The sequence below is a fragment of the Lysobacter antibioticus genome, assembly GCF_000731095.1.
Lineage (GTDB): Bacteria > Pseudomonadota > Gammaproteobacteria > Xanthomonadales > Xanthomonadaceae > Lysobacter > Lysobacter antibioticus_B.
Genome location: NZ_JMTZ01000053.1, coordinates 1 through 21,305, shown reverse-complemented (window position 1 = coordinate 21,305; position 21,305 = coordinate 1). Strand labels below are relative to the sequence as shown.

Here is a 21,305-nt window from a genome sequence, read left to right as displayed (position 1 = left end):
AGGCCCGGAATTATAGCGGTAGTGTTAAGGCCAGCGGCATAACTACTTATGTCTAAGCGGCCGATTTTGTTCGATATCCGATGCCGGAGCGGATACGGACCGTTCCGGCAATGCCGCTTGGGCGCAAGAAGGCCGGTCGCAAGCGGGCCGCGGGGCGGCGCCGAGCGTGGCCGAAGGCGGTTTACCCGAGCCTCAGATTCCGAGCGCGCGGTACTCGCTGCAGGGGCGGGCGCGCTCCCAGACCGGGTCGAAATGCGCGCGCAGCTGGCGTGCGCGTGCGCCGCCGTCGAGCCGGGTCTCGCCGTCGTAGCGGTGGCCGAGCGGGCGGTAGTACCAGCCGTCGCGGTCGTTGACCACATAGGCCGAAGGGTATTTCAGGTCGACCGGCTCTTCGATGGCGCGGAACTCGAACACGCTCGACAGGCGCTGGCTCAGCCCGATCAAGGGGGCGAGCGCGCGTTGCGGCGCGCCCGGGTCGTGCAGCAACACCCGGATTGCGCCGCCGGAGGTGGCGAGCCGGCGCAGCGCGGCGACCACCTCGGGCCGGTCGAGCAGGCCCGGGTCGAGGTCGCGGCTGTAGATCGACAGGCCGCGGCGGGCGTTGGCGACGACTCCGGCCAGGGCGGCGAGGGCGGCAGCGCGGGTTTCGACCGGGTTGGCGGCGTCGAGCAACAGGCGCATCGACTGGTGGTCGATGCCGGCCTCGACGAAGCGCTCGCCGAACGGCAGGAAGCCGCGGCGGGCATAGAAACCGATCGCCGAGGCCTGGGCGTGCAGGGACAGCTCGCGCCAGCCGAGTTGGCGGGCGCGTTCGATCAGGGCATCGAGCAGGGCCTCGCCGACGCCGCGGCCGCGCCAGCCGGCGAGCACGGCCATGCGGCCGATGCGCCCGTCCGGGGTTAGCCGGCCGGTGCCGATCGGGCGTTCTTCGGCATCCAGGGCCAGCACGTGCTGGCACAACGGGTCGTGCGGGTCGAGTTCGATCTCGGCCGGGACCTGTTGTTCCTGCACGAACACCGCCTCGCGGACCGAGCGCAGCGCCGCCAGGGCAGCGGCGTAGTCGGCGACGGCGACGACCCGGAACCCGGTGCTCATTCCTCTTCTCCGCCGTCCTCGTCGTCGAGGCCGAGGCGGTAATGGCCGGTGGCGATGAGTTCCTGGACGCAATCGCGGCCGGCTTCGGACAGCGCCGAATACACGGCGGCGTCGATTTCGGCGGCGGCCGAGATGGCCTGGGCGTCGCCGGCGGGCAGGGCGAATTCCTGGCCGCTGACGTAGAGCCGGGCCAGCGCGCCCTGCGCCTTGGTCTGTCTGGCCGGCTGCGCATGGGCCTTGCGCCAGGCCATGCGCGACCACGGGTGGCGCCACAGGCTGGCGCCGCGCTCGAGGTCCCATTCGATCTCGATGCGAGAGCGCGGGTCTTCATGGCCGGACGAGACTTCGCCGGCGGCGCGGTAGACGGTGATGAAGCGGCCGAACCAGTCGCCGAGGCGGTCGGGGTCGTTCATGCGCAAGACGTTCAAGGCCTCGACCACCCGGCCCATCGCCGCGGCGTCGATCTCGTTGGGATCGGCCGGCGGGCTCAGGTCGGGGTCGTGGTAGCGCAGGCTCTCGTCGGCTTCGGCGGCCAGGGTGTCGATGAAGTCGCCCATCAGCTCGGCCGCCGACGGCGCGCGCATGCCGACCGAGAAGGTCAGGCAGGCATCCTCGGCGACGCCGTGGTGCGGCACACCGGGCGGCAGGTACAGCATGTCGCCGGGGCCGAGCACCCAGTCGTGGCTCGGCTCGAACTCGCGCAGCAGCTTCAGCTCGGCGTCCGGGCGGAAATCCTGCGGCGCGCCGGGGCGGGCGTCGATCTGCCAGCGCCGATGGCCCTGGGCCTGCAGCAGGAACACGTCGTACTGGTCGACATGGGCGCCGACCGAGCCGCCGGGCGCGGCGAACGAGACCATGATGTCGTCGATGCGCCAGCGCGGCAGGAAATCGAAGGCCGGCAGCAGCGCGGCGACGTCGGCGTCCCACTTGTCGACGTCCTGGACCAACAGCGTCCAGTCCTGGTGCGGCATGCCGGGGAATTCGGACTCCTCGAACGGCCCATGCCGCAGCGAATAACGATCGCTCGCGCGATCGTGCTGGATCAGCCGCGCCAGCACGCCTTCTTCGCAGGCCAGGCCGGCCAGGTCTTCGGGTTGGATCGGCGATTGCAGGCCGGGAAAGGCGTTGCGGATCAGCAGCGGGCGTTTCTGCCAGTAGTCGCGCAGGAACACGGCCGGTGGCATGCCGAGCGGCGGGCGTCGAGCGGCGTCGACTTCGATGAGAGGCGATTTCATGGGCGCGAAGTCTACGCCAGGGGCGTCGCGCTTGGCGTCGTCGCGCCGGCCGAAGTCAGCGCGGCGTCGACGCGTCTTTCAATTCGCTTTCCCGGTGCTCGATGTCGGCTTTCAGATCGACGACGGACGCGGCGTCGCCCGCGCCTTGGGCCAGGCGCAGGCGCTGCAGATGCGCCGGCTCGCGCGGCAGGGTCAGGCCGCGTGCGGCGAGCAGTTGCTGGCAGCGCTGCTGCCATTGCGCGAGCTGCGGGAATTTGCCGCCGTCGACCGGCCACCAGTAGACGTTCTCGACCACGGTCTGGGCGCCGATGCGCTCGGGCTTGGCCGCGCTTTCGAGGCGGTGAGTGGGGTCGGCGCCGCGTTCGAGCAGCCAAAGGGTCTTGTCGAACTGGCCACGCGAGTAATACGTCAGCAAGGTGTCGCCGCTGTCGCCGTGGGCCGGGGCATCGATGTCGGCGCCGTGCTCGATCAGCAGCTTGACGTTGTCCCACTGCCCGGCGAGGGCGGCGATCCGGGTCAGAGGTTGCCGGTCAAGATCGCTGGCGTCGGCGCGGCCGCCGCGTTCGAGGAAGGCGCGCAACACCTCCGGCGATTCGGCTTTGGCCGCCCACACCATGACCGTGCCGACGGCGGGCACGGCGCGGTTGGGGTCGGCGCCGGCCTCGATCAGGGCGGCGACGCCGGCGGCGTTGCCGTGCAGCACCGGCCAGGCCAACAGCGGCAGGCCGCCCGGGGATACCGCATTGGCGTCGGCATGGGCTTGCTTGACCAGCCGCTGCACCTCGTCGCCGCGGCCGGCGGCGGCCGCCTGCGCGAGTTCGAGTTCGGGACCGTTGAAATGTTGCTCGATCTGCAAGTTGGGGGCCATGGCGACGACGGGCTCGGCAGAAGGTGTGGATGCGACGGCGGGCATCGGTGCGGAGTCGCTGCAGGCGCACAGCGCCAACAGGACCGAAGGCGCCCAGTGAAGGCGCGAACCGCCTTCGGGGAAGGGCGCGCGGGTCATGTCGGCAGTATGGCCATTGTGGCGATCCTCCGGCGTGAGCCCGGCTCGGCAAGGCTCATCGGCCCGGGTTCAAGCGTCGAGCTGTTCGCGCAAGGCCGCTTCCTCGCTGTCGATGTGGCTGGCCATGGAGTCGTCGAACACGCCGAAGCTATGCCGGTCGACCATTTCCAGCACGCTGGGGATGGTATCGGGCTCCAGCCCGGCCTCGATCGCGGTGGCCACGCCGGTCTCGATGGCGTCGGTCGCGTCGGCGGCGAGATCGCCGCCTTGCTCGACCAGGTCGCCGAGCGATTCGATGCCGTCGCCAAGAGTCTCCACGCCGTCGCCGAACGCGCCGAGGATCGCACCGGCCGGGCCGGGCAGATGCTCGTCGATGAATTCGGTGCCGCTGTCGACCAGGTCGGTGAAGCCGCCGACGATGTCGCCGAACAGGCCGCCGCCGTCGCCTACGGTCTCGGCGATGTCGCCGAGTTCGCCGATCGGCAACTGGTCGGACGCGGCGTTGATGCCGTCGATGGTGTCGCCGAGCGAGACGATCTCGGGGCGCGCTTCGCCGTTGTCGTCGGTGGCGTCGAGGGTGACGCGGCGGCCGACCGCATCGGGCAGCTTCAACACGCTGTCGGCGGTGGCGTTGGTCGGCAACACCACATCGTCCTGCAGGCGGTTCGCGGCCAGGCCGACGCCGTTGAGAATGGCGGCGAAGCCGGCGGCGTTGTCGTCGGACAAGCCCGAGGTCGCGGCCTGCAATTCGGTCAGCAGGTCGCCGTCGACGGCATACGTGGTGATGTTGCCGTCGGCCTGCTCGAAGCTGAGGCCGCGCTCGGCCAACGCCGCTTCGACCGTGGCCGGATTCACCCCGGCCGGGTTGGAGACGATGCCCCGGTTGCCGGTGACCAGCGCCGCGGCGGTGGCGAGACCGCCGCCGAGCGAGTGGCCGCTGAAGATCACGTTGTCGCCGCCGTGTTCGGCGACCGAGCTGGCGATGTCGATGGCCTGGTTGTAATAGGCCTCGTCGTTGCCGAGCGCCTGGGCGACGTCGGCGTTGACGTCCTCCAGGTCGGCGAAGTCGGTGCCTTCGAACTGCAGCACCGGCGCGGCATCCGGGCCGAACACCGCGGGGTCGGGGATGAACAGCTCGGCATTGAAGCCGGAGCCTTCGGGATGCAGTTGCTGCGGGGTCAGCCCGTACAGCTCCAACTCGGCCTCGCTGGCGCGATGCCAGCCTGCGGGCACTTCGTCGTCGGCGCCGAGCGAGCGGCTCAGGGCCAGCACTTCACGGTCGTGGTACAGCGTTTCCAGCGCTTCGGTCTGCTGCCACAGCGCGCCGTCCCGATCCTGCTGCGCCTGGGTATAGCCCTGGGTCAGCAGCTCGCGTTGCTCCGGGTTCGAGGTCGCGGCATTGACCCGCGCTTCGATCTGCTCGGGAGTCTGCGCCGGCGGCGGAGGCGGCGGTTCCTGCTGCAGGACGTGTTCGACGACACGGGAGACGCTTTGGACGAAATCGGTGACGAAGGACATGACCGTAATCCGGGCTGTGACGGCTGCCACGAATCTCGCCACAAGCTGCGCCGCTCCGCCATCCGGGCGGACCCTAGCCTAGGGTCCGCCCGGGGACCCGGATTTAGGGCTGCCGTTCGCCCGGGGACCCGGATTAGGGCTGCCGTCCGCCCTGGGGGACCCGACTTGGACCTACGGTTCGCCCCGGGGCCAACCGATCGCAGGTTCGGAGTTGGCCCTGGGGGCGTCGCGACTCAGGTCGGGTCCGCGATCTCGTCGTAACCGCGGCCGACGAACTGCAGCAGGCACCAGCCGTGGCCGAACGGATCGGCGATCTGCACGATGCGGCCCCAACGGGTGCTGCGGATGCGGTCTTCCTGGATGGCCCCGGCGGCGACCGCACGGGCCAATGCGGCTTCGGCGTCGTCGACGACCACGTCGCAATGCACCGGCGTCCAGTGGCGCGAATACACCCGCACGTCATGGCCCGCGGCCTGGCTGCCTTCGGTCTTGAGCAGCAGATAGATCGGCGCTTCGCCGCCGAGCAACTCGACCACTTGGTCGCCGAAGCGGCGGCCGACCCGCAGACCGAAGGCTTCGGTGTAGAACGCGGTGGCCTCGTCGAGGTGCGGTACGTCGATGTTGATCAGTTGTTTCATCGGGCGGCTCCGCGGGCGATAGCCATCGATCTTGCGCGCTCCCGCGCTAAGGCCGCGTGGCGATGCGGGCCATGCCGTTGCCGGCGTGGCCCGCAAGCAGGCCCGGGTTCAAGGCGCCGATGCGCGTTCCTTGGCCAGGCGTTCTTCGAGCTTGCCGGCGCCGGTCGCGGCGTAGGCGCGGCAATCGTTGGAAGTGCCCGACGGCGTGGTTTCGGACGCGTCCAGTCGCGCGAGCAGGTTGCTGGCATTGGGATGCGGGGTCACCAGGATGTCGCAGGGCAGCGCGGCAACGGTCTCGATGCTGCGGCGGAACGCGGCGACCACGCCGGGGTGCGCGGTTTCGTCGCTGTAGCGGTAAACATCGTCGCTGATCGGGGTGAGGCTGTCGGCGTAGGCGATGCTGCGGCACTCGCCGGCCTCGTCGCAGGCGCGCCAGCTCCAACTGGTGCCGCCGGGCGTGTGGCCGGGGGTGGCGTGCGCGGTCAGCATGATCGGGCCGAGGCTGAGGGTGTCGCCGTCGCCGATGGCGCGCACCGCGGTCACCGGCGGGAACGGCGACACGCTCAGGAACTGCGGATCGCCGCGATTGCTCTTGCCGGTTTCCAGCGCGGCGATGGCCGGCGCGCGCGCGACCACGGTCGCGCCGGTGACGCGCTGCAGGTGGGCGAGGCCGCCGGCATGGTCGTTGTGTTCGTGCGAATTGAGCAGATAGCGGACCTGGCGCGGGTCGAAACCGAGCTTGCGGATATTGGCTTCGATCTGCGGCGCGGCTTTCTCGGTGGCGCCGTCGACCAGCACATGGCCCTGGTCGGAGGTGATCAAGACTGCGCTGAGCCCGCAGGTGCCGACGTACCAGGTATTGCCGTGGATACGGCGCGGCTGGGTAGGCTGGTGCCAGTCGGGATCGGCCGCGCACGGCGCGGCGGCGGCACCGGTGGCGTTGGGCGCGGGTGTCGACGCGCAGGAGGCCAAGACGCAGATCAGAGAAGCGGCCAGCAGGCCGTCACGCAAAAACATCGGCGGATCCGAACGGAAGCAAAGGGGCGCTCACTATGTTCGATCGCGTCGTGCAGTGGAACCGCGCGACGTCGATTGCGACGGCCTTCCTGTAGGAGCGATGTCAGTCGCGACCGCGTCGCTTCCTGATGGCCACGCCGGCACATGCAATCCCGCAGTCGCGGCTCGCGCCGCTCCTACAACAGCAGCGGCGCGGCTTTGGAGTAGGAGCGACGTGAGTCGCGACCGCGTCGCTCCATGATCGCCGCGCCGGTACATGCAATCCCGCAGTCGCGGCTCACGCCGCTCCTACAACGGCAGCGGCGCAGCTTTGGAGTAGGAGCGACGCAAGTCGCGACCGCGTCGCTCCATGATCGCCGCGCCGGCACATGCAATCCCGCGGTCGCGGCTGACGCCGCTCCTACAAGAGCCGCGGCGCAGCTTTGGAGTAGGAGCGACGCGAGTCGCGACCGCGTCGCCGCATGATTGCGGCGACGCAATCTGAAATCGCGCAGTCGCGGCTTGCGCCGCTCCTACCCACAGCGGCATCCGCGATCGCGCCGCCGTCAGCGCATCAGATCTCGCGCGCGAGCTTCTCGGCCAGGCCGGTGTAGCTGCCCGGGGTCATCGCCAACAGGCGCTGTTTGTCCTCGGCCGGAAGCTCCAGCGAGGCGATGAACTCGCGCATCGAGGCTTCGTTGATGCCGTGGCCGCGGGTCAGGGCCTTGAGTTGCTCGTAAGGATTCGGCAGCCCGTGACGGCGCATCACCGTCTGCACGGCTTCGGCCAACACTTCCCAGGACGCATCGAGGTCGGCGGCGAGGCGTTCGGGGTTGGCGCTGAGCTTGCCCAGGCCGCGCAGTAGCGCGTCCAGGCCGATCAGGGCGTGGCCAAAGGCGGTGCCGAGCGCGCGCAGCACGGTCGAGTCGGTCAGGTCGCGCTGCCAGCGGCTGATCGGCAGCTTGGCGGCGAAATGCTCGAACAGGGCGTTGGCGATGCCGAAGTTGCCTTCGGCGTTCTCGAAGTCGATCGGATTGACCTTGTGCGGCATGGTCGAGCTGCCGACTTCGCCGGCCTTGACCGACTGCTTGAAGTAACCCAGCGAGATATAGCCCCAGACGTCGCGGCACAGGTCGATGCAGACCGTGTCGATGCGGCGCTGCGCGTCGCAGACTTCGGCGATGCCGTCGTGCGGTTCGATCTGGGTGGTGTAGGGCTGCCAGTCCAGGCCCAGCGAGGCGACGAAGCGCTGGGCGAAGGCCGGCCAGTCGATGTCCGGATAGGCCGAGACGTGGGCGTTGTAGTTGCCGACCGCGCCGTTGATCTTGCCCGGCATCTGCGCGCCGGCCAGGGTCTCGCCCTGGCGCTGCAGGCGCGCGACCACGTTGGCGATTTCCTTGCCGACCGTGGTCGGCGAGGCAGTCTGGCCGTGGGTGCGCGACAGCATCGGCAGGGCGGCGTAGTCGTGCGCCATGCTGCGCAGCTTCTGGATCAGCTCGTCCAGGCGCGGCAGCAGCACGTGCTGGCGGGCCTCGTTGAGCATCAGCGCGTAGCTGAGGTTGTTGATGTCCTCGCTGGTGCAGGCGAAGTGCACGAATTCCAGGGCCGGGCCGAGCTCGGCGTCGTCCTTGAGGCGTTCCTTGATCAGGTACTCGACCGCCTTGACGTCGTGGTTGGTGGTGCGCTCGATCTCCTTGACGCGTGCCGCGTCTTCGATCGACAGCTCGTCGGCGAGCTTGCGCAGGCGGGCGGCGGCGGCTTCCGAGAACGGCTTGAGTTCGACGATGCCGGGCTCGTTCGCCAGCGCCAGCAGCCATTCCACCTCGACCTTGACGCGGGCCTTGATCAGGCCGAACTCGGAAAAGATCGGCCGCAGCGCGTCGACCTTGCCGGCATAGCGGCCATCGAGCGGGGACAGGGCGAGCAGGGTGGTCTTGGGGTCGGCAGACATGGCACGCGCAGGGCAGTAAACAGTCCGCCATTCTACAGCCACGCCGCCCCGGGTCGCTCCGGGCCCCCATGCCGCCTCCGAGACGCCCGACAGGACGCCCCGATAGAGCCGGATTTGGCGGTTCGCGGCGGCGCTCTCGACGCCCGCCGCGGTCGTCGCCATGATGGCGCCCGCCAGCCGCTGCACGCGCCAGCTCCCATGATCCGCCGGGCGTATCCTCGCAGCATCCGCGATACGCAGCGGCGCCTCGCGTCCCCCTTGAATCGATGGAGCTGGCCATGGCGACTTTCGCCAAGAACAAAAGCAAGACCGCAAGCAAGACCGCGCCCAAGCGCGAAGGCAAGGGCGCGACGGGCAAGCCCGCTGCGGGCTTCCGCCTCGAACACGACAGCATGGGCGAGCTCAGCGTGCCCGCCGAAGCCCTGTGGGGCGCGCAGACCCAGCGTGCGGTGCAGAACTTCCCGATCTCCGGTGTGCCGATGCCGCGCGAGTTCATCCGCGCGCTGGCCCTGGTCAAGGGCGCGGCGGCCGAGGTCAATGCCGGTTTCGGCCTGCTCGACAAGGGGCCGGCGGCGGCGATCCGCGCCGCCGCGGCCGAAGTCGCCGAAGGCCGCCACGACGCACACTTCCCGATCGACGTCTACCAGACCGGCTCGGGCACTTCGAGCAACATGAACGCCAACGAGGTCATCGCGACCCTGGCCACGCGTGCCGGCAAGCATGCGATCCACCCCAACGACCACGTCAATCTCGGCCAGAGTTCGAACGACGTCATCCCGACCGCGATCCGGGTGTCGGCGCAGCTGGCGGTGACCGAATCCTTGCTGCCGGCGCTCAAGCACCTGCGCAAGACCATCGAGGCGCGCGCCAAGGAACTGGCCAAGGTCACCAAGACCGGCCGCACCCATCTGATGGATGCGATGCCGCTGACCTTCGGCCAGGAATTCGGTGCCTGGGCGGCGCAGTTGAGCTCGGCGCAGGCGCGCATCGAGGACAGCCTGAAACGGTTGCGCCGCTTGCCGATCGGCGGCACCGCGATCGGCACCGGCATCAATGCCGATCCGCGCTTCGGCAAGGCCATGGCCAAGGCCTTGTCGGCCGCGACCAGCAGCAAGTTCGAGTCGGCCGCCGACAAGTTCGAGGGCCTGGCGGCGCAGGACGACGCGGTCGAGCTGTCGGGGCAGCTCAATGCGCTGGCGGTGGCGTTGATGAAGATCGGCAACGACCTGCGCTGGATGAACTCCGGGCCGCTCGCGGGCCTGGGCGAGATCGAACTGCCGGCACTGCAGCCGGGCAGCTCGATCATGCCGGGCAAGGTCAATCCGGTGATTCCCGAAGCCCTGGCGATGGTCTGCGCCCAGGTCATCGGCCACCACGCGGCCATTACCGTGGCCGGGCAGAGCGGCAACTTCCAGCTCAATGTGATGCTGCCGCTGATCGCCCACGACCTGCTCGATTCGATCCGCCTGCTCGGCAACGCCATGCGCCTGCTCGCCGACAGCAGCATCGCCGGCTTGAAGGTGCGGCAGGCGCATGTGCGCGAAGCCCTGGACCGCAACCCGATCCTGGTCACTGCGCTCAACCCGATCATCGGTTACGAAAAGGCCGCGGCGATCGCCAAGCAGGCCTACAAGGAAGGACGTCCGGTGCTGGAGGTGGCGATGGCCGCGACCGGCCTGCCGGAAAAACAGCTGCGGCGCCTGCTCGACCCAGCCGCGCTGACCCGCGGCGGTATTCACGGCGGCGGCGGTGGTGGCGGCTGAAGCGGCTGAATCGGCAGCCCGGGGCCGCAGCCCCGGGCTGCCCGGCGCTTCGGCCGGGATACCCGAGTGCTTGGATTTCACGGCACATTCACGGACGTAGCCCGGACATCGCGCCCGTCAGCGAATTGTTCGAGGATTTTATTTCGCGACCGAAGTGGGGTTTCGCGACTAGGCCGTTTCGCTATCCTCGCTGCGCATACAGGCAGCAATCCAGTCGCCGGGACATACTCGGCGGCAGTCGGACAGACCGGCAGGGGCGGTCGAGCGACAACCGGCATCCGGGCCATCGGCCCGGTCTAGGTCGCGTCGAACCCAACCCCCATCGGACTCATCCGCCGGACGCCCTTTCGCTCCGCGGCATGGGGCCGTGCGTCCGCCGTTTTCCAGTTTTCGCACGCTTGCCGACGACCCGTCGCGCAGCCGGTTATTGAGCGGTAATCGGTCTGCAACGCCAGGTGTATATCGAGCGGTTCATGTCCCAACGTCCGGCCGACCGTCGCCAAGCGGTGGCCGGACGAGCTGTTTCCCCCGACCCCCGGATCCGATCCGGTCAGCCATAACCAGAAGTGGAGCTTCGCTCATGAATTCGATTCGATTCTTTCGGTACGCCGTCGTCCTGTCCCTGTTCGCCTGCGCCGGCTGCAACCCGCAGAGCGTGCCCATCGGCGACGAGCTGAAGTCCGATCTGTTGGCCAGCCATGCCGCCCCGGCCGTCGCTGTCGCGGCCCAGGCCACGGTCGACCAAGTCCGCAAGGCGCACTGAGCGACGCTGCCTAGGCGCCATCCGGCCGTGCTTCGGCACGGCTGGAAGGCGTTTGCCGTGCCTGTCTCTTGCGGGCGGACGCTTTGCTTGATCGCCCTACGGCCAGATACGCCGCTGCCGGAGACGGCGTGGTCGCGGCTTGTGACCGAAGGAAATCCAGTAGGACGCCGCTCCTCCCCAAAGGCGGCGGCGTCGCCTAAGTCCGCATCGCAAGGATGCGGATGCCGTTGTCGAAGGTTTGCTCCTCACAACGCACGGTCGCGACGAACTGTCGCGACCGCGGTCGGTTCCGCGCTTGCGCTCAGCTGCGGCAGTCGCCGACCGAGCTGGCCTCGATCGCGGCGAAAGGCTCGAACGCGGGCAGGCTTGCGGTGAGCTCCTGCTGCGCAGTACGCAAGTCGGCGAGCCGGTCGCACATGGTCTGCGCGCGCTGTTCGAACACCGCCGCGTCGGCCTCGACTTTCGTGCCGATCGAATCCGGATTGCCGCTGGCCAGGCCGCTCAAGATCGTGCTCACGGTCTTGCCGGCGAAGGCGGCGCCGTCCTTGCCGATGGCGACGCCTTCCTTGCTGATGTTCATGGCGTGAGCGAAATAGCGCTGGCTGATCGCCCGCTGCTCTGGGCTGAGGGCGACCGCGTTGCCGTCGAGGCTCAGCGTGCCGTCGGCGCCGATTTCCGCATAGGCGCCGTCCTTGCCGCGCAGGATCACCCGATCGTTGGCCAAGCTCATCGGTGCGATCACCGAAACGTTCACGCTGGCATCGGGCGCCTGCGAGCAAGCGCTCGCCGACAGGGCGATCAATAGGGCGAAGGGAAGCGAGAGCGAACGTACGGCTTTCATGGCGGGCTTTCCTGGGCGGTTTAGGGTCGGCCTGGACGAGGGGCCGGATCGAACGTCCCGATCAATCGTCTTGCGGCAAGTGGACGCGGCCGGCGACGCCGTTGTGGACCACCGAGCCGCTGCCGATCGAGTGCACGCGCAAGTCGCCGCGCACGCCGTTGACTTCCAGGTCGCCCGAGCCGATGCGGCTCAATTCGACCGAACCGCCGACGTTGCTGAGTTCGACGTCGCCCGAGCCGATCGAGCCGAGCTTGACGTCGCGGGCGATGCGCTTGGCGGTGAGGTCGCCGGAACCGAGCGAGATCAGCTGCAGCGAACCGATGTCCTGGAAATCGACGTCGCCGGAACCGACGTCGGCGGTGGCCAGGCCGCGCACGTTGCTGACCTTGATGTCGCCCGAGCCGACGTCGGCACTGAGCGAGGCGACGCGGTCGACGTCGACGTCGCCGGAGCCGACCTTGAGCTGGACCATCATCGTGTCCGGCACGGTCGCCTGCAGCTTCATGTAGCTGTAGCGGTTGAGGCCGAAGTTGATGTTGGAGCGGTGCTGGGCGAGGACCACCAGCTTGTCGCCGACCCGCTTCTGGGTGACGGTCATGCCGGGCAGGTCGGCCGCATTGGTGGCGCAGGCGCGACCGCTGACCGCGGCCTTGGCGCCGGGCGAACCGGTGACGCTGAGCTCGTCCGGGCCGATGTCGAAGACCACCGCCTTCACCCCGGTCAGGTCGAGCTGCAGATTGCGCGGGGAGGAAAATTCGCAGCGTTCGGCGGCCTGGGCGGCGAACGGCAGCGACAGGGCGAGGGCGAGCAGGGGGATCGTATGGCGCATCGGGCGCTCCGGAGTTGAAGGGTCGGTTCGATGGATGCGGCGCGGGCGAGCGGGGTTGCAATTATTTTCGCGGAGCCGGCTTTCGCGGAGCGGGTTCTCGCGGAGCCGGCTTTCGCTGAGCGGTACTTGGTGGGCGGGACTGGGTCGAGCCGGCGTTGCGGTGGAGCTCCGGTCCCGTCCGCGGACGGGACCGGAAGGCCGGAGGTCAGCCCTCGTCGCGCCAGCGGCGCAGGCGGATCGCGGCATAGACCATCAGCGCGCCGAGCACCGCGCCGATCCACAAGTCGACCGTGGCGAAGGCCTGCAGGCTGCTGGTGAAGTCGATCGAACGGGCGATGTCCTCGGGGCCGTTGATCACGCTGTTGGTATCGACGCCGTTGATCTGCGGGCTCAGGTACCAACTGCCGGGGACGATGCTGAGCAGACCGCGGAACGCCACCGTGTACCAGATCGCGTCGTGCGGGATCTCGATCCCCGGCAGGATGTCGAGCCAGCTGATGAACATGCAGGCCAGCAGCGGGATCACCACCGCCCAGACGAAGGGCACGCTGCGCGCCCACGCCGAGCACAGCATCAGCCAGCCGACCGTCGGCAGGGCCCACAGCGCGTACACCGGAATCGAGCACAGGATCTGCAGGACCAGGCGCAGCGGATGCGCTTCGGTGAAGACCCCGCTCGCGCCGGGCACGCCGTTGAGCAGCACCGCGACCCACGACAGCAGCCACATCACCGCGCCGATCGCCAGGCCGATGCCGATCGCCAGCGCCGGGGCCAGCACCAGCGCCCACAACAGCTTGGACAGCACCGCCTGGGTGTCGGAGACCGGCAACGACTTCCAGAACAGGATGCTGCGGTCCTTGCGTTCATCGTAGATCGAGCCCAGGGCGTAGAAGAACACCACGAACACGAACACCACGCAGGCCAGGCCCATGCCGCTGAGCAGGGCGATGTCGCCGGCGAGGCCGAACGCCGACTCGTGGCCGGAAACGTTGATGTTGACCCCGTCCATGTGCACGTCGCCGCGACGGATCGCGCTCTGCAGCATGATCGAGCTGGCGACCACGCCGAACAGCGAGAACACGATGGCGACCAGTCCGGTGATCACCGGGGCCCAGAAGAAGCCGCCGCGGTGTTCCCAGAACTCGCGCCGCAACAGCATCTTGAAGGTCTGCAGCGGCGGGATCGCGGCGACCGCGCGCGGTGCGGCGGGGGCGGCGAGGATATCGTCGGCGACGTTCATGCGTAGGTCCCCTTCATGGTGGCGACGAACAGATCGGCCAGGCCGGGCGTACGTACTTCGCCGAAGCCGGCCAACTGCTCGGCCGGAACGCCGTCGAACAACATCACGGTCTTGCCGAACGGAAGCGAGCGTTCGTCCAGCGGTTTCAGTGCGCGCGCCTGGGCGGCGGAGTCGGTATTGACCAGCACTTCGATGAAGCGCTCGCCGAGCACTTCCATCGGGCTGTCGAGCACGACCTTGCCGTCGCGGATGAACATCACGTCGGTGAGGATGTGTTCGATTTCCTCGACCTGGTGGGTGGTCACCAGGATGGTCTTGTTCTCGTCGAAATAATCCTCGAGCAGGCGCTGATAGAACTGCTTGCGGTAGAGGATGTCCAGGCCGAGGGTCGGTTCGTCGAGCACCAGCAGGCGCGCGTCGATGGCCATCACCAGCGCCAGGTGCAGTTGCACGATCATGCCCTTGGACATTTCGCGCACGCGCAGGTTGGGCTTGAGCTGGGTGCCGTGCAGGAAACGCTCGCACTTGGCCCGGTCGAAGCGCGGATGCACGCCGGCGACGAACTCGATCGCTTCGCGCACCCGCAGCCAGCGCGGCAGCACCGCGACGTCGGCGATGAAGCACACGTCGCGCATCAGCGCGTCGCGTTCGTGGCGCGGGTCGCGGCCGAGCACCGACAGCTCGCCGTCGAAGGCGATCAGGCCCAGGATGGCCTTGAGCGCGGTGGTCTTGCCGGCGCCGTTGGGGCCGATCAGGCCGACGATGCGGCCGGCCGGGATGTCGAAGGCGGCGTTGTCGAGCGCGAGCTTGTTCTTGTAGACCTTGCGCAGGCCGCGCGCGGTGACGATATGACCGGGGTCGATGTGGATGGCATTGGTCATGGTGCGTCTGCCTTGTCGTTGCCGGTGCGCGCACCGAGCAGTTCTTCGTTGCTGAGGCCCAGGCGCTGGATGCGCTCCAGGACCAGCGGCCATTCTTCGCGCAGGAAGCGTTCGCGCTCGTTGACGAGCAGTTTCCTTGCGGCTTCTTCGGTCACGTACATGCCCAGGCCTCGGCGTTTTTCGACCAGCGCCTCGTCCGCCAACTCCTGATAGGCGCGCGAGACGGTGATGGGGTTGAGTTGGTATTCGGCGGCGACCTGCCGCACGGACGGCAGGGCATCGCCTGGCTTGAGGACGCCGTCGAGCATCATCGCGACGACGCGCTCCTTGAGCTGGCGATAGATTGGAGCGCCGTCGCTCCATTGGATTGCGGTCATGGTTCAGCCCCGCGGCAGGAAGGAGAAGTAAGGCATAACGAGGTTCCGTCGGTTACGGCGCGCGGCGGTCCCGGCCTTGCGTTTGGTTTCGGTGCTTGCCGGCTCCGCGGCAACGAGGGGCTCGACCGCGTTGGCGATCGCGGTGAGGTCGGCGACTTCGCTGGCGATGCCGGCGACGAACAGGCTGACTTCGGCGGCGCTGGCATCCTGGCCGAGCCGGTCGGCGCTGGCTTCGATGCGGCGCGCGATGGTGGCGACGTCGGTTTGGCGGCTGCGGGCGCGCGCCACGAAGTCGCGGTCGAAGCTGATCTGCGCCTTGATCTGGCCCAGCTCGACCTGGATCGGGCGGGTCGCCACCGCGTCGCCGGCCAGCATGGCCAGTTCCGGGGCGGCGGACGCGACCGGCGCGGGCGAGGGGAAGGCGACTACCAGGCCCAGAACCAGGGCGCCGCCGGCGGCCATCAGGGCTGAAATGGAATTGTGGAGCTTGCGGTTCATATCGAACGTCCTGCTCGTTAGTGGGCCGGTGTTGTATGCAACTATAACACCTAAACACGTCGCGTCAATCGATACCGACCCAACTAAAGTCATACTTGGCCCAGCCAGTCCGGCTCCGCCGGCTTTCCCTCCATCGATCCTCCCGAGGCTGCCCGATGACTTCTTCGCTCCCCCGTTCAGGCCTGGCGCATTGCGCCGGCCCCGTCGCCCTGTTGTCCCTGGTGCTGGCCGCCGGCGCGGCCGTCGCCGCCGGTGGGTCCATGCTCGATCGCAGCTTCCGCCCGCTGGCCGGCAAGACCGCGGTCAACCTCGGCGCCCGCTACGGCGGCGACGTGGTGCTGGTGGTCAACACCGCCAGCAAGTGCGGCTACACCCCGCAATTCGAGGCCCTGGAAGGCCTGCAGGCCAAGTACAAGGGCAAGGGCTTCGCCGTGCTCGGTTTCCCGTCGGGCGACTTCAAGGCCCAGGAATTCGAGGACGAAAAGCAGATCCAGGAGTTCTGCACCCTGACCTATGGGGTCAAGTTCCCGATGTTCGAAAAGGTGCACGTGATCGGCGAACAGGCGACGCCGCTCTACAAGGACTTGGCCAAGGCCGCCGGCGAAGCGCCGAAGTGGAACTTCCACAAGTATCTGCTCGGCCGCGACGGCCGCCTGATCGCCAGCTACGGCAGCAAGACCACCCCGGACGATCCGGCCGTGGTCGCCGCGATCGAGCGTGCCCTGACGGCGCCGCGGCCGAAGGCCGCGAAAGCGCCGGCCACCGCCGCCGCCCCGCAGCCGGCAGTTGCCCGCTGATCCTCCAGGCCGGGCATCGGCGGCGCTCGGGCGCGGCGTCGCATCGCGCCGGAATGGGGCGCTGCGCGCGCGGATCTGCGCAGGCGATCCGGTTTCCTGCGCTCGCGAGCCGAGGCGGGATGGAACTTCCGGGCTTGTCCGCCGTCACACTGGAACATTGCCGCCGTAGCGCCGGCCCGCGACAATGACGGGCTTGCGCCGGACTGCGGCGTATCGATTCGCAAAAAGGAGCGGGACCCGATGAAGGCTTTCGTGCGCGGCGCGGCCGTGTTGATCACCACTGCGGCGCTGTTCAGCGGCGTCGCCTCTGCCCAGGACAAGACCGTGCTCGCCAACGACCGTGAAAAGATCAGCTATGCCATTGGCCTGGATGTGGCCAGTTCGCTCAAGCCGGTCGGTCCCGATCTCGACACCGCCGCCTTCGAGCGCGCGGTCAAGAACGTCTTCGACGGCGGCAAGCCGCTGATCACCCAGGAAGAAGCCCGCACCGTCGACCAGGCCCTGCGCGCGCGCATCGCCTCGCGCGACGGCAAGCCGGTTCCGGGCGCCGCCCCGGGCGCACCGCCGCCGTCGGTGGCCAAGGACAAGGTCGGTCTGTTGATCGGCACCTTCATGGTCGGCCCGTCGCTGCAGCAGATCAAATCCGAAATCGAACTGCCGCTGCTGGTGCAGGCGCTGCGCACCTCGCTGAGCGGCGGCAAGCCGCTGCTCGCCGAAGCCGAGGCCCGCACCGTGCTGACCGGTTTCAGCGAACGCCTGCAGGCCAAGATGAAGGCCGAAGCGGCCGCGGCCGGCGACGCCAACCTGAAGAAGGGCAAGGACTTCCTCGAGACCAACAAGAAGGTCAAGGGCGTGTTCGTGACCGGCTCGGGCCTGCAGTACATGGTGCTGCGCCAGGGTTCCGGTGAGCGTCCCAAGCCGACCGACAAGGTCAGCGTGAACTACAAGGGCACCTTGCTCGACGGCAGCACCTTCGACAGCTCCTACGATCGCGGGCAGCCGGCCGAGTTCCCGGTCAACGGCGTGATCCAGGGCTGGCAGGAAGGCCTGGCGATGATGCCGGTCGGCAGCAAGTTCAAGTTCTGGATCCCGGCCGAACTGGCCTATGGCCCGTCGGGCGCGCCGCCGAAGATCGGCCCGAATGCGACCCTCGAGTTCGAAGTCGAGTTGCTCGACATTCTCTGATCGTTCGTCGCCCAGACTCGTTGCGTTCAGCCGCCGGCTGGCAGTTTGTCCAGCCGGCGGCCAGGTTCCCACCCTCGTTTTCGGTTATTTCCTCCTCAGGAGTGCATTTGATGAAGCCTTTCATGCGTAACACCGCCCTCGCGTTCGCCGTGGCCTCGATGGCGCTGTTCGCCTCCGGCTGCGACCAGACCGGCAAGCCGGCCATCGACAAGGCCGCCGACGCCAAGCCCGGCGACAAGGCCGATGCCAAGAGCGACGTCAAGGCGCTCGGCGGCATGAAGACCGAGAAGGAACAGGAAAGCTATCTGATCGGCATGGACATGGGCCGCTCGCTCGAGCTGCTCAAGGACGATCTCGACCTGGCCGTGCTGCAGAAGGCCATGCAGGCCAACATGAAGGGCGACAAGCCGCTGCTGAGCGACGAGGAAGCGCGCCAGGTCCGCGAGCGCCTGCAGGAAAAGGTCCGCACCAAGCAGATCGAGAAAATGGTCGCGATGGCCAAGAAGAACCAGGAAGACGGCGACAAGTTCCTCGCCGCCAACGGCAAGAAGCCGGGCGTGGTGACCACCGCGTCGGGCCTGCAGTACCAGATGGTGACCGAAGGCAAGGGCGCCAAGCCCAAGAGCAGCGACACCGTGCGCGTGCACTACAAGGGCACGATGCTCGACGGCAAGACCTTCGACAGCTCCTACGATCGCAAGGAACCGGCGGTGTTCCCGCTCGGCGCGGTGGTCCCGGGCTGGCAGGAAGGCATCGCGCTGATGCCGGTCGGCAGCAAGTTCAAGCTGTGGATCCCGAGCAAGCTCGGCTACGGCGAGCAGGGCACCCCGGGCGGCCCGATCGGCCCGAACGCGACCCTGGTGTTCGATGTCGAACTGCTCGACATCGTCAAGCCTGGCGCGGGCGGTCCTGCCGGCGGCCCAGAATCGGCCGCGATGGGCGGCACGCACCCGCAGCACTGAGTCTTGCGCCGCTCCGTGCCCGCGCGTGCGGGCACGGAGTCCGGCCGCAGGGCCGGGCAATACCTTCGATAGAGAACACCCCATGCGCGTCACCATCTTCGGCACCGGCTACGTGGGTCTGGTCACCGGAACCTGCCTGGCCGATGTCGGTCACGACGTGGTCTGCGTCGATATCGACCAGGCCAAGATCGAAGGCCTCGAGCGCGGGGTGATCCCGATCTACGAGCCCGGCCTGGAGCCGATGGTCAAGGCCAACCACGCCGCCGGCCGTCTCCACTTCACCACCGACGCCGCCGGCGCGATCGCCCATGGCGACCTGATCTTCATCGCCGTCGGCACGCCGCCCGACGAGGACGGCAGCGCCGACCTCAAGTACGTGCTCGCCGTGGCGACGACGATCGGCCGCCATATCGAGCGCCAGGTGGTCGTGGTCAACAAGTCGACTGTGCCGGTCGGCACCGCCGACAAGGTTCAGGCGACGATCGCCCGCGAACTGCAGGCGCGCGGCGTCGACGTCGCCTTCGACGTGGCCTCCAACCCCGAATTCCTCAAGGAAGGCGATGCGGTCAACGACTGCATGCGTCCCGACCGCATCGTGATCGGCGCCTCCAGCCCGGTCGCGCTGGAAAAACTCAAGCGCCTGTACGCGCCGTTCAATCGCAATCACGAACGCATCGTCTACATGGACCTGCGCTCGGCCGAACTGACCAAGTACGCCGCCAATGCGATGCTGGCGACCAAGATCAGTTTCATGAACGAAATCGCCAACATCGCCGAGAAAGTCGGCGCCGACATCGAGATGGTCCGCCAGGGCATCGGTTCGGACCCGCGCATCGGCTGGCACTTCATCTACCCCGGTGCCGGCTACGGCGGGTCGTGCTTTCCGAAGGACGTGCAGGCGCTGGCTCGCACCGCCCAGCAGCACGGCTACCAGGCGCGCCTGCTCGACGCGGTGGAAGCGGTCAACGACAGCCAGAAGGGCCATTTGTTCGAGCTGATCCAGCGCCACTACGGCGGCAACATCGCCGGCAAGACCTTCGCGGTCTGGGGTCTGGCGTTCAAGCCGAACACCGACGACATGCGCGAGGCCTCGAGCCGCACCTTGCTGAACCAGTTGTGGGACGCCGGTGCGCGCGTGCGCGCCTACGATCCGGAAGCCAACGAAGAAGCCGAGCGCATCTTCGGCGAGCGCGAGGACCTGGCGCTGTGCGATTCGGCGCGCGCCGCGCTGGCCGATGCCGACGCCCTGGTCGTGGTGACCGAGTGGAAGCAGTTCCGCAGTCCGGATTTCGTGCGCGTGCGCCAGGCCTTGGCCGACGGTGTGATCTTCGACGGGCGCAACCTGTACCATCCCGACGAGGTCGAGGCGGCCGACCTGGCCTATTACGGCATCGGGCGCGGGCGCTCGATCCTGATCGACGGCGATTGAGCCGTCGGCACGCATGGATTACCGCCTGTGACTTCCGAACTCGAGCAACGCCTGATCGATCTGGAAACGCGCGTAGCGTTCCAGGAGCATGCGCTCAATGAACTCAGCGACGCACTCGCCGCGGCACGCAGCGAGGAAGCGCGCAATTCGCTGCTCATGTACCGCGCGCTCGATGAAATCAAGCAATTGCGCAGTGCCATGGCGGCCACGCCGCTCACCGGCGGCGACGCCGCCGGCGAACCACCCCCGCCGCATTACTGATACCGGATCATGAGCGACACTCTTCGCGATCAACTGCTGGGCCTGGGCTTCAAGCCGGCTCCCAAACCCGAACGTCCGGAACGCTCCGAACGCAGCGGCGACCCCAAGCGCGGCGGCAAGCCCGGCGAGCGTTCCGGCGCCGCGCGTCACGATGCGCGCAAACCCGGCGAGCGCGGTGCACGACCGCACGGTGAGCGGCCCGGCGCCGACAAACCCGGCTCCGAGCGCCCCAGCGTCAACCGGCCGCAGGGCCAGCGTCCCGGCGCCGGCAAGCCCGGCCAGGGCCGCCCTGGCGCCAATCAGGGCTCGGGCCGACCGGGGCAGGGCAAGCCGCGTACGCGCGAAGACATCGATCTGGCCAAGGCCTATGCGATCCGCGCGCAGCGCGAGAAAGACGAACGCATCGCCGCCGAGCAGGCCAAGCAGGAAGAGGCGCGCCTGCGCCGCGAAGCCCGCGCCAAGCTCGCCGAAGCGCTCAAGGACCAGGCGCTCAATGCGCCCGATGCCGAGATCGCCCGTCACTTCCCGTACGGCGGCAAGATCAAGCGCGTCTACGTCACCGAAGCGCAGCTCAAGCAGCTCAACGCCGGCGAACTCGGTGTGGTCCAGCTCGAGGGTCGCTATGTGCTGGTGACCGCGGCGATGCTGGAGCAGGCCGAGGCGATCTTCGCGCCGGCGGTCGCGCTGAAGGTCGATCCGAATGCGCCGGCCGAGGACGATCCTTACGCCGATCCGTTGTATCAGGTGCCGGACGACCTGGTCTGGTGATCGTGGGCGGCGCTTTTCGCGCCGCCGATGCTTTCGGTCTTGCTTCGCCGCTTTCCTGCAGGCGCGGCTTTCGGTGAATTGCTGTAGGAGCGACGTGAGTCGCGACCGCGGAACGCGCAGAGTCCGCAATGCCTTCGTCGTCGATCGAATCGGTGATTCGTCGCCGGGGTAGGAGCGGCGCGAGCCGCGACCGCGTTGTTTCGGTCTCGCGTCGCATCGCTCAAGCAAGATCAATATCTAGATCAAACGCCAAAAGCTTCCGCCACTAAAGC

At 68.2% G+C, this 21,305-nt stretch carries 21 protein-coding genes; 8 read left to right on the top strand and 13 right to left on the bottom strand.

The genetic code is table 11. The annotated features are described in order from the left end of the window. Positions 1 to 192 precede the first annotated feature (192 nt). The 7 genes from EX88_RS0115945 to purB all read right to left on the bottom strand — a co-directional run bounded on the left by EX88_RS0115945 (position 193) and on the right by purB (position 8,439). Positions 193 to 1,095 (bottom strand): GNAT family N-acetyltransferase, encoded by a 903-nt coding sequence (locus EX88_RS0115945; RefSeq protein ID WP_031372989.1) that lies wholly within the window; start codon positions 1,093 to 1,095, stop codon positions 193 to 195. Next, a complete protein-coding gene (locus EX88_RS0115940; protein WP_031372988.1) occupies positions 1,092 to 2,330 on the bottom strand; it encodes a cupin domain-containing protein in 1,239 nt (412 codons plus the stop codon). Before EX88_RS0115940 ends, EX88_RS0115945 begins: the two co-directional genes overlap by 4 nt. A 55-nt stretch (positions 2,331 to 2,385) precedes the next feature. Beyond that, positions 2,386 to 3,198 (bottom strand): ankyrin repeat domain-containing protein, encoded by an 813-nt coding sequence (locus EX88_RS0115935; protein ID WP_161786136.1) that lies wholly within the window; start codon positions 3,196 to 3,198, stop codon positions 2,386 to 2,388. A gap of 207 nt (positions 3,199 to 3,405) precedes the next feature. Continuing rightward, positions 3,406 to 4,854 carry a hypothetical protein gene (locus EX88_RS0115930; protein WP_031372986.1) on the bottom strand — a complete coding sequence of 483 codons (1,449 nt, stop codon included), beginning with the start codon at positions 4,852 to 4,854 and terminating at the stop codon, positions 3,406 to 3,408. A gap of 233 nt (positions 4,855 to 5,087) precedes the next feature. Then, positions 5,088 to 5,492: a VOC family protein gene (locus tag EX88_RS0115925; RefSeq protein ID WP_031372985.1), complete on the bottom strand. Its 405-nt coding sequence runs from the start codon at positions 5,490 to 5,492 to the stop codon at positions 5,088 to 5,090. A gap of 108 nt (positions 5,493 to 5,600) precedes the next feature. Then, positions 5,601 to 6,509, bottom strand: a complete 909-nt coding sequence (gene bla, locus EX88_RS0115920) for a subclass B3 metallo-beta-lactamase (protein WP_081931080.1) — start codon at positions 6,507 to 6,509, stop codon at positions 5,601 to 5,603. 553 nt (positions 6,510 to 7,062) lie between these two features. Continuing rightward, entirely contained in the window at positions 7,063 to 8,439 is a 1,377-nt protein-coding gene (gene purB / locus EX88_RS0115915) for an adenylosuccinate lyase (RefSeq protein ID WP_031372983.1), read from the bottom strand. Positions 8,440 to 8,717: 278 nt separating this feature from the next. Between purB and EX88_RS0115910 the strand changes: the two genes are divergently transcribed. Both EX88_RS0115910 and EX88_RS0115905 read left to right on the top strand, forming a co-directional pair. Continuing rightward, a complete protein-coding gene (locus tag EX88_RS0115910; RefSeq protein WP_081931082.1) occupies positions 8,718 to 10,202 on the top strand; it encodes a class II fumarate hydratase in 1,485 nt (494 codons plus the stop codon). A gap of 580 nt (positions 10,203 to 10,782) precedes the next feature. Continuing rightward, entirely contained in the window at positions 10,783 to 10,965 is a 183-nt protein-coding gene (locus tag EX88_RS0115905; RefSeq protein ID WP_031372981.1) for a hypothetical protein, read from the top strand. Positions 10,966 to 11,266: 301 nt separating this feature from the next. On the opposite strand, the gene EX88_RS0115900 is transcribed toward EX88_RS0115905, so the two are convergent. The 6 genes from EX88_RS0115900 to EX88_RS0115875 all read right to left on the bottom strand — a co-directional run bounded on the left by EX88_RS0115900 (position 11,267) and on the right by EX88_RS0115875 (position 15,631). Then, complete coding sequence (locus tag EX88_RS0115900; RefSeq protein WP_152566306.1) at positions 11,267 to 11,806, bottom strand: hypothetical protein; 540 nt, start codon at positions 11,804 to 11,806, stop codon at positions 11,267 to 11,269. A gap of 61 nt (positions 11,807 to 11,867) precedes the next feature. Beyond that, on the bottom strand, positions 11,868 to 12,635 hold the full coding sequence (locus EX88_RS0115895) for a DUF4097 family beta strand repeat-containing protein (RefSeq protein ID WP_031372979.1): 768 nt from the start codon (positions 12,633 to 12,635) through the stop codon (positions 11,868 to 11,870). A gap of 205 nt (positions 12,636 to 12,840) precedes the next feature. Beyond that, positions 12,841 to 13,875 carry an ABC transporter permease gene (locus EX88_RS0115890; protein ID WP_235186311.1) on the bottom strand — a complete coding sequence of 345 codons (1,035 nt, stop codon included), beginning with the start codon at positions 13,873 to 13,875 and terminating at the stop codon, positions 12,841 to 12,843. Further along, positions 13,872 to 14,756, bottom strand: a complete 885-nt coding sequence (locus EX88_RS0115885; RefSeq protein WP_031372977.1) for an ABC transporter ATP-binding protein — start codon at positions 14,754 to 14,756, stop codon at positions 13,872 to 13,874. The genes EX88_RS0115890 and EX88_RS0115885 overlap by 4 nt, the downstream gene beginning before the upstream one ends. Next, entirely contained in the window at positions 14,753 to 15,133 is a 381-nt protein-coding gene (locus tag EX88_RS0115880; RefSeq protein WP_031372976.1) for a GntR family transcriptional regulator, read from the bottom strand. The genes EX88_RS0115885 and EX88_RS0115880 overlap by 4 nt, the downstream gene beginning before the upstream one ends. Positions 15,134 to 15,136: 3 nt before the next feature. Continuing rightward, entirely contained in the window at positions 15,137 to 15,631 is a 495-nt protein-coding gene (locus EX88_RS0115875) for a hypothetical protein (protein WP_031372975.1), read from the bottom strand. 155 nt (positions 15,632 to 15,786) lie between these two features. Here EX88_RS0115875 and EX88_RS0115870 point away from each other — a divergent pair, with 155 nt between their 5' ends. The 6 genes from EX88_RS0115870 (at position 15,787) to EX88_RS0115845 (ending at position 21,033) form a co-directional block, all read left to right on the top strand. Beyond that, a complete protein-coding gene (locus tag EX88_RS0115870) occupies positions 15,787 to 16,428 on the top strand; it encodes a glutathione peroxidase (protein ID WP_051885183.1) in 642 nt (213 codons plus the stop codon). 240 nt (positions 16,429 to 16,668) lie between these two features. Then, the gene (locus tag EX88_RS0115865; protein WP_031372973.1) at positions 16,669 to 17,613 is read left to right on the top strand and encodes an FKBP-type peptidyl-prolyl cis-trans isomerase; all 945 of its coding nucleotides are present in this window, start codon (positions 16,669 to 16,671) and stop codon (positions 17,611 to 17,613) included. A gap of 122 nt (positions 17,614 to 17,735) precedes the next feature. Then, positions 17,736 to 18,575 carry an FKBP-type peptidyl-prolyl cis-trans isomerase gene (locus EX88_RS0115860; protein WP_152566305.1) on the top strand — a complete coding sequence of 280 codons (840 nt, stop codon included), beginning with the start codon at positions 17,736 to 17,738 and terminating at the stop codon, positions 18,573 to 18,575. Between the two features lie 82 nt (positions 18,576 to 18,657). Then, the gene (locus EX88_RS0115855) at positions 18,658 to 20,004 is read left to right on the top strand and encodes a UDP-glucose dehydrogenase family protein (protein WP_031372971.1); all 1,347 of its coding nucleotides are present in this window, start codon (positions 18,658 to 18,660) and stop codon (positions 20,002 to 20,004) included. Positions 20,005 to 20,031: 27 nt separating this feature from the next. Continuing rightward, positions 20,032 to 20,265: a SlyX family protein gene (locus EX88_RS0115850; protein ID WP_031372970.1), complete on the top strand. Its 234-nt coding sequence runs from the start codon at positions 20,032 to 20,034 to the stop codon at positions 20,263 to 20,265. 9 nt (positions 20,266 to 20,274) lie between these two features. Continuing rightward, positions 20,275 to 21,033 carry a DUF2058 domain-containing protein gene (locus EX88_RS0115845; RefSeq protein WP_031372969.1) on the top strand — a complete coding sequence of 253 codons (759 nt, stop codon included), beginning with the start codon at positions 20,275 to 20,277 and terminating at the stop codon, positions 21,031 to 21,033. The last annotated feature ends 272 nt before the right edge of the window (positions 21,034 to 21,305 follow it).